The following is a 7,566-nucleotide window of genomic DNA, read 5'->3' as shown; positions in this document are numbered from 1 at the left end:
CAAGTAACTTGGACCAGTGTTGATCATTTAGCATTGTTCGAGGCATAGCGAGTGTAAAATTGGGTTTGGCGATTTAATTTTACTATCTCGCTATTTTTTTAATCAACAAATGTCAACAGACCCTAATCATCTAAGTGTTTTAAAGCATGGTTTCATTGTACTTCTTGCTGTGTCGGATCGATAACCACGCGGTGATGGTTAAGGTCACCACAATAAAGCCGAGTGAAATCCAAATTGGCATGTGGAACACATCAAGCAACAGCATCTTAGCGCCAATAAATACCAGGATAATGCCCAGACCATATGGTAAGTAATGCATTTTCGATGCAGCACCAGACAAGAGGAAGAACATGGCACGTAGACCCAAAATCGCCATCAAGTTTGCCGTCAGTACAATGAATGGGTCAGAGGTAACCGCAAAGATTGCTGGGATTGAGTCAACCGCAAAAATGACGTCCGAAGCTTCAACCAAGATCAACACTAAAAAGAGCGGCGTTGCCCACAAGACACCATTTTGACGAACGAAGAATTTATCTTCATGCATTTGAGGAGTAATACGCATGTGTTTACGTAGCCACTTCAAAATTGCCATATCTTCGATATCTTTGTCGTCTTCGTCTGAACCCTTAAGGAATTTAAAGCCGGTATACACTAGGAATGCGCCGAAGATGTACAGTACCCAAGAGAATTCTTGAACGAACCATGCCCCAATAAAAATAAAGATGGTACGCAGCACAATTGCACCAAGGACACCGTAGAGTAACAGTTTACGCTGCAAAGCAGGTGGAATGGCAAAGGCAGCAAAGATCATGAGCCAGACAAAAACGTTATCAATTGCGAGTGATTTTTCGAGCAGATAACCAGCGAAATATTCCATGACTTTGGTGTTTGCAACAGCGACACCAGCGGTTTGCTGTAAGTAGAGCCACAGTGCACCACCGAATAAGGTAGCCACAGAGACCCATGCAATACTCCAATAGGCAGCGGTTTTGACTTTGATTTCTTGGCCTTTGTTATTTTTAAAGCCTAAAAAGTCGATGAGTAGCATGATGGTGACTAAACCGAAAAATGCCAGATATAGCCATAATGAGCCAATCGTTTCCATGTGTATTCTCCACATCTAACAACCAGCCATAAAAAAACCTCGACCAGTTGCCAGACGAAATAAAACGCCTGAGACAACATGATCAAGGTCTTGCCTACATCGTACTGTAATGATTTGCAGCAGCGATGCTCAGATACCGACTTTTTGCAAAGTGTAATGACGATATTCTGACACGTAAAACAAGGTTTACGTTTGGAGGAGGCTACTCCCCTTGTTCAAATTTTGTTTTGGACACTGTCCAAATATGCGGCAAAGCATGACAGTTTTTAGTACAAAGTGCAATCGGCAATTTGCGAATTCATTTAATGTGTCACGGGAGGATTAAAATCACCACGGTGTACCAACGCTAAGGCTAAAAGTGTGCCGATCACGGCGATGATTCCTCCGATCACACCAATATAACTCAAACCGAAATGTACGCTGACCATGCCGCCCAAGAGTGCGCCACCGCCAATCCCGACATTATAAAGTCCCGAATAAATAGCCATGGCGACATCTGTGGCGTCGGATGCGAGATGCAGCGTCTTTGACTGTAATGCGAGACTAAATCCAATGATACTCATGCCCCATAATAAGCACACCGCGCTCACACCTGTAAAACTTAAAGAAACAGGAAGCAACAGCAGCATGGATAAAGCCAGTGTGGCCGTACTCAAAGGAATCGCAACTTTAGGATATTTCCCACCAAATTTCCCAAAAAGATAAGATCCCAGAAAGCCTGCAGCACCAAAGATTAATAACAACGTGGTAGTTTGCATGGAGCTAAATGCAGCAATGTTGAGCGAGAACGGTTCGATATAGCTATATGCGGTAAATTGCGCGCTAATTACGATAATGGTTAATGCAAAGACCATCATTAAGCTTGGACGGCGAATAAACTGTTTTAGGCTGCTCAGCGAGCCAGAGTTCAAACTCGGCAGTATTGGCAGCGTTTTGGCTAAAATCAGGCAAACGATACTGGCGCCAATGCCAATCAGAGCAAAGGTATTTCGCCAACCATAGGCTTCTCCGACCATACGCCCAAACGGAATACCGAGAACCATCGCCAAAGCTGTGCCTGTGGCCAAAAGACCCAAGGCCTGAAATTCTTTGCCTTTCGGCGCAACACGAACTGCCAGCGACGCAGTAATGGACCAAAAAAGTGCATGCGAGAAAGCAATGCCAATTCGACTGAGCAATAAAGTATTAAAGCTCCATGCGAAATACGACAGAATATGGCTGACAATAAACACCATAAATAAGCAAATCAGGAGCGAGTGACGTTCAATATTTTTGGTCAATAACATGATCGGCAAAGAAATCGGCGCAACCACCCATGCATAGAGCGTAATCATGATGCCGACATCGGTCGCGGCTAAATTAAAGGTTTTGCCAATATCGCTGAGCAACGCGACAGGTACAAATTCAGTGGTATTAAAAATAAATGCTGCGAAAGCCAAAGCAATCACAGCCGTCCAAGAGCCAGAAGAAGCCGTTTCGGAGGGAGAGGCAGACATGAGTGTCTTCAAATAAATAAAGTGGCTTATTTTACTATGCTCTATACACAAGCAGGAACCGATTTAAGCCCTGTGCATGCGGTTTAAATTAATACAAAAACAACAGAGTTGACCTGCATTACATGCCAATTTATAAAAAAATGGAGGAAATTTAAGATGTTTGTACAACAAGATGATGATCAAAAAAAAGGAGCTTTTTTTGTTGAGCAAGATGGGGACCGTTTGGCAGAGATGACTTACTCATGGGCAGGCGATGATAAATTTATTATTGATCATACCGATGTCAGTGATAGCTTGCGAGGACAAGGTGTTGGGCGACATCTCCTCGATGCAGCAGTGAATTTTGCTCGGGAAAAGAACGTGAAAATTATTCCGCTCTGCCCTTTTGCAAAATCTGTATTTGATAAAGATGAATCGATTCGTGATGTTCTACGCTAATACGCTAAATTGTATAGCGTGATGTGAATTAATCATTTGGATAAATAAAAACAGCCTGATCGTATTGCAATCAGGCTGTTTTATTTGAAATCTAGTTGTGAAGTTGAATTAAGATCGTGATTTATACAGCGATACAACCAAGCATGCTGCAGCAATCAGTAATACAAAGATGGCGATGATATAAAGGTCCATAATAAAAATATCCGGCAAATGTGATTTAATTGTTTTTTAATTAATGTGAAAGGTGTACGGATTTATTATCACCTACAGTTGAATATAGGTCGTTTAAGTTCTGTACCAATCACTTTCTCGTTTGTTACACGGTGTATTTTTTCATAAAAAGGAAGAAAAAACAGTGACTATGCAACATCAAGATAATGGTCAAAAAGGTGAATTTTTTCAGTTAAATGCTGAGGGTATACGCCTCGCAGAAATGAGTTATCTATGGCGTGATGAACACACTATTGTGGCAAATCACACGTGGGTAGATGATTCCTTACGTGGGCAAGGGGTTGCTCGTGTGTTATTGGATCATTTGGTGGAGTTCGCTCGTGAGAAACACTTAAAAATTATTCCAACCTGTTCTTATGTAGAGGTGATGTTTCGTCGAGACCAGACATTAGCCGATGTTCAAGCCTAAAAAAGCCCGCGATGCGGGCGTTTTTATCTGTATGAAAGTTTAAAAAATGAGTGGTGCTCAATTGAGTTTGAGTTTCAACAGCGTTGATGGTGTTTTGACGATATGTGGCCACAATTGGAACAAAATCGAGCAGATCAATATTCCTAAAACCAAGCTTAAACACATGATATTTAATAATGCAAAGTCATTCAGTACAAAATAAATACTGCCAATGGTCATCATCATTAGTAAATAAATAAGATAGTGAGGAATCACGGTGCGCAGTGTTATTCCTAAAATAAATGAGCAAATAACGACATTTAAAAAATCTGAAACGCCAAAATTATTCAGTATGATCAAGGCAGCAAAATATACACAAGTGATCGATAAAAAAATGAGTAAATTCTTGAGCATGGTCGGCCTCTTTATTCATCTTCAAATGGAAATAATTTCATTGTTTTAATATGTATGAGTTTAAAAAAATGAAGGTGATATCGGTATACGTGATCTTGGTTTTCTGTTGTAAGTTAAAAAGCACATTTGATTAAAAAATATACAAATATTTACTCATCCTGTAGAACTTTCTACGTTAAAATCGTGCAAATACTTTAAGAATAAACACAATGATACAACTCTGTTATGCCAGTACACGTGTAGAACAACAATTTGATTTAATACAAGATTTAAGTGATATTTTGGTGAGAGCCCGCAGCTTTAATACTGAACAGCGTATTTTTGGCGTGCTGTACTATGCCGAAGGCCGGTTCTTCCAATGCCTGCAAGGTGAGCAAGCGGCTCTCGAACAGCTTTTTCAGCATATTGCGAAAGATACTCGCCATCGGGATATTGTGCGTTATCCTGATCAAAATATTGATCAAATCGATTTTTCAAAATGGTCGATGAAATATGTCAACCGACATAGTGAAATTGCTAGTTTGTTTCAGCGCTTTGGACATTCAAGCTTTCAACCCGACGTGCTCAATCTAGAACAAATTCAGGCGCTTTTAACGACCTTGTTAAGATTAGAAAATGTTGAACAGCCGGTTAAGCTGGATTCAGGCTATAAAAACCGAGGCTATCAGCATTATTTTTAAGCTGAGTGTGAATAAAATAAAAAAAGCCCGCTTCGCGGGCTTCTTTTATTTTATCCAGTTGATTTAGGCTTTTAATGCACTGATCAACTTCTGATGTAAACCACCAAAACCGCCATTCGACATAATCACTACAGCATCGCCCTCGCCTGCCTCGCTTACGATGGTTTGAATGATGTCATCCAGTGAACGCGCCACGACAGCTTTATTCGCAGCAGCTTCAATCACAGGCTGTAGATCCCAATCTAAACCTTCAGGTTGATACCAAATCACTTCATCCGCTAAGCGTGCAGAATGTGCAAGGCCATCTTTATGACTACCCATGCGCATGGTATTAGAACGTGGCTCAATCACCGCCCAAAGCTTACGTTGACCCAGACGCTTACGCGCACCTTCTAAAGTGGTATCAATCGCCGTTGGGTGATGTGCAAAGTCGTCATAAACCTCAATGCCACGGACTGTGCCCAAAAGCTCCATACGACGTTTGACACCACCAAAGTTTGAAAGCGCTTCACACGCCGTTTCAATCGAAACACCGACATGTTCAGCTGCAGCAATGGTTGCCAAAGCATTGGCTACACTGTGTTGCCCAGTCATATTCCATTTGACTTCGCCTTTCACGACACCATGCTGTAGCACTTTGAAATGTGAACCATCAGCAGACAATTGCTCTGCATACAGCTCAGATTTGTCATTGGCATCTAAAGATGTACGCACTACAGGTGTCCAGCAGCCCATTTCCAAGACTTCATCAATATTTGTCTCTGTGATGGGCGCAATGATACGGCCTTCACTTGGAATAGTACGAACCAGATGATGGAATTGCTTTTGAATCGCCGCCAAGTCATCGAAGATATCAGCATGGTCAAATTCAAGGTTATTTAAAATTGCTGTTTTAGGATGGTAATGCACAAACTTAGAACGTTTGTCGAAGAATGCCGAATCATATTCATCGGCTTCTACACAGAAATATTCACCACCGCCTAAACGTGCGCTTTCACTAAAGCCTAAGGGTACGCCGCCAATCAAGAAGCCAGGGTTTAAACCGGCTTGATCGAGCACCCATGCCAACATGGTTGTGGTTGTGGTTTTACCATGTGTGCCTGCAACACCTAACACATGTTTGCCTTGTAGCACGTGGTCTGCAAGGAACTGTGGGCCAGAAATATAAGGCAGGCCTTCGTTCAGCATGTATTCCACTGCATCAATGCCACGTTTCATTGCATTGCCGACAATCACGAGATCAGGGTGTGGTTGAAGGTGGCTACGGTCATAGCCTTGCATTAAGGTAATGCCTGCATTTTCCAATTGGGTAGACATTGGTGGGTAAACGTTTTGGTCTGAACCCGTCACCTTATGTCCTAAATCACGCGCCAAGAGCGCCAATGAACCCATAAAGGTGCCACAAATACCCAAGATATGCAGATGCATTCGTTCTAACTCCACTGCTTTTATCGACACATCACTTTGTTATTGTGGTGTTGTCATTATAGATTTGGTTGAAAAGGTTAATTTCATTTGAGAGCAACCATAGCAAGGGTCTTAGCGAAAAGATAGATTTTTTTGTATGAGATCGTGCAAAAAGATTGAGCACGTAACTGATCAAATGTACGCAATTTTCTTGAGGATAAAAACACGGAAAATAGGCGCGAAATCATGATGAAAAACGTACAATAAGCGCAATTTTTTGCGATCTTGATTGCTTATGTCACTTGCCCTATTTTTATTGATTATCTCCAACTGTTTTATGACTTTGGCCTGGTATGGACATCTGAAATTTCTACATGATGCGCCGCTCTGGCAAGCGATTTTATTTGGATGGGCTATAGCATTACTCGAATATAGTTTTATGATCCCAGCAACGCGACTGTTGGCCAAACATGGGTGGTCTTTGGGTCAAATGAAAATCACACAAGAAGTCGTGACGCTATTGGTCTTCGTTCCATTTATGATTTTCCTTTTTAAACAACCCTTTAAGTTGGACTATTTGTGGGCAGGTTTATGCCTTTTTGGATGTGTCTATTTCGTGTTTCGCAGTGCTTAACTGATCCAATGCTGCATGGCTCTGATCATTTAAGTGAGGCGTGTTTGCAGGCATTTTTGAGGACTTTACTAAACTCACGGTCTCGTGGAGTGGGATCTTCATAGTCAAAGGTATAATCACTCTCATTGGTTAGTACAGTCTTTGACCGTCTGCTTCAAAGTCCATGAGTGCAAAACCAAAGCTTTGGTCATCACAATACACACGATATTCTGAAATTGAATACATGTTATCACGGCCATCATCTGCTTTGTAATAGCCTGTCATTTTGAACGACTCACGTTCATCAATGATCGATTTTCCGGTGACTAAAAATTTTTCGTGGATGTAGCCATTACTCTTAATCTGGCTGTTATAGCCTTTTTGTTTCTGTAAGAGGTTAAATTCTATTTCAAATTGGCTGGTATTGAGTTGAACCAGTTGGGCAAAACTCTGAGAGCTTAAGGCTAAAGTGAGCAGGATGAAGATCTGTTTCATCTTTAAAGTGTCTTATAAATATTGATTTAATAAAAGTTTTTATAAAATTGAAAAAAATAAAAATAATTTTATAAAAATATTATGGAGTTTTCTCTTTAAAGACAACCGTTAAATTTTATCAAATGGAGCTTAAAACTCTGTCCTTCAGGTCAGAGATATAGGCGACACGACATGAAGTGTCGTTTGATTTAACTAAGGACTATTTTCCTTGAGTTTTGATTGTTAATATAAGTACATGAAAACCCTTAAATTACGTATAAAAGACAAACATTGCAAGGTGTTAGACCAACTAGCATCAG

The 7,566-nt window shown here is 40.9% G+C and carries 9 protein-coding genes; 4 read left to right on the top strand and 5 right to left on the bottom strand.

The genetic code is table 11. The annotated features are described in order from the left end of the window. Positions 1 to 139 precede the first annotated feature (139 nt). Both FTU06_RS16360 and FTU06_RS16355 read right to left on the bottom strand, forming a co-directional pair. The gene (locus FTU06_RS16360) at positions 140 to 1,105 is read right to left on the bottom strand and encodes a TerC family protein (RefSeq protein WP_180050943.1); all 966 of its coding nucleotides are present in this window, start codon (positions 1,103 to 1,105) and stop codon (positions 140 to 142) included. A gap of 302 nt (positions 1,106 to 1,407) precedes the next feature. Continuing rightward, positions 1,408 to 2,601, bottom strand: coding sequence for a sugar transporter (locus FTU06_RS16355; RefSeq protein ID WP_180147605.1), 1,194 nt, complete (start codon positions 2,599 to 2,601; stop codon positions 1,408 to 1,410). Between the two features lie 132 nt (positions 2,602 to 2,733). On the opposite strand from FTU06_RS16355, the gene FTU06_RS16350 reads away from it, so the two are divergent. Together FTU06_RS16350 and FTU06_RS16345 are read left to right on the top strand one after the other, a co-directional pair. After that, positions 2,734 to 3,039 carry a GNAT family N-acetyltransferase gene (locus FTU06_RS16350; RefSeq protein WP_373684168.1) on the top strand — a complete coding sequence of 102 codons (306 nt, stop codon included), beginning with the start codon at positions 2,734 to 2,736 and terminating at the stop codon, positions 3,037 to 3,039. Positions 3,040 to 3,394: 355 nt separating this feature from the next. Then, positions 3,395 to 3,679 (top strand): GNAT family N-acetyltransferase, encoded by a 285-nt coding sequence (locus tag FTU06_RS16345; RefSeq protein ID WP_180090020.1) that lies wholly within the window; start codon positions 3,395 to 3,397, stop codon positions 3,677 to 3,679. A gap of 57 nt (positions 3,680 to 3,736) precedes the next feature. On the opposite strand, the gene FTU06_RS16340 is transcribed toward FTU06_RS16345, so the two are convergent. Then, the gene (locus FTU06_RS16340; protein ID WP_180022936.1) at positions 3,737 to 4,072 is read right to left on the bottom strand and encodes a hypothetical protein; all 336 of its coding nucleotides are present in this window, start codon (positions 4,070 to 4,072) and stop codon (positions 3,737 to 3,739) included. Between the two features lie 209 nt (positions 4,073 to 4,281). Between FTU06_RS16340 and FTU06_RS16335 the strand changes: the two genes are divergently transcribed. Next, positions 4,282 to 4,752, top strand: coding sequence for a BLUF domain-containing protein (locus FTU06_RS16335; RefSeq protein ID WP_180009150.1), 471 nt, complete (start codon positions 4,282 to 4,284; stop codon positions 4,750 to 4,752). Positions 4,753 to 4,815: 63 nt separating this feature from the next. Here FTU06_RS16335 and mpl read toward each other — a convergent pair whose 3' ends face one another. Continuing rightward, positions 4,816 to 6,180 carry a UDP-N-acetylmuramate:L-alanyl-gamma-D-glutamyl-meso-diaminopimelate ligase gene (gene mpl / locus FTU06_RS16330; protein ID WP_180090022.1) on the bottom strand — a complete coding sequence of 455 codons (1,365 nt, stop codon included), beginning with the start codon at positions 6,178 to 6,180 and terminating at the stop codon, positions 4,816 to 4,818. Positions 6,181 to 6,454: 274 nt separating this feature from the next. Between mpl and FTU06_RS16325 the strand changes: the two genes are divergently transcribed. Further along, complete coding sequence (locus tag FTU06_RS16325; RefSeq protein ID WP_078189529.1) at positions 6,455 to 6,793, top strand: DMT family protein; 339 nt, start codon at positions 6,455 to 6,457, stop codon at positions 6,791 to 6,793. Positions 6,794 to 6,922: 129 nt separating this feature from the next. Here FTU06_RS16325 and FTU06_RS16320 read toward each other — a convergent pair whose 3' ends face one another. Beyond that, on the bottom strand, positions 6,923 to 7,267 hold the full coding sequence (locus FTU06_RS16320; protein ID WP_228157220.1) for a hypothetical protein: 345 nt from the start codon (positions 7,265 to 7,267) through the stop codon (positions 6,923 to 6,925). Positions 7,268 to 7,566: the final 299 nt, after the last annotated feature.

It is taken from the genome of Acinetobacter sp. YH12052 (genome assembly GCF_013419835.1).
In the GTDB taxonomy this organism is placed as follows: Bacteria; Pseudomonadota; Gammaproteobacteria; order Pseudomonadales; family Moraxellaceae; genus Acinetobacter; species Acinetobacter amyesii.
This window is presented reverse-complemented; position numbering and strand designations above follow the sequence as displayed.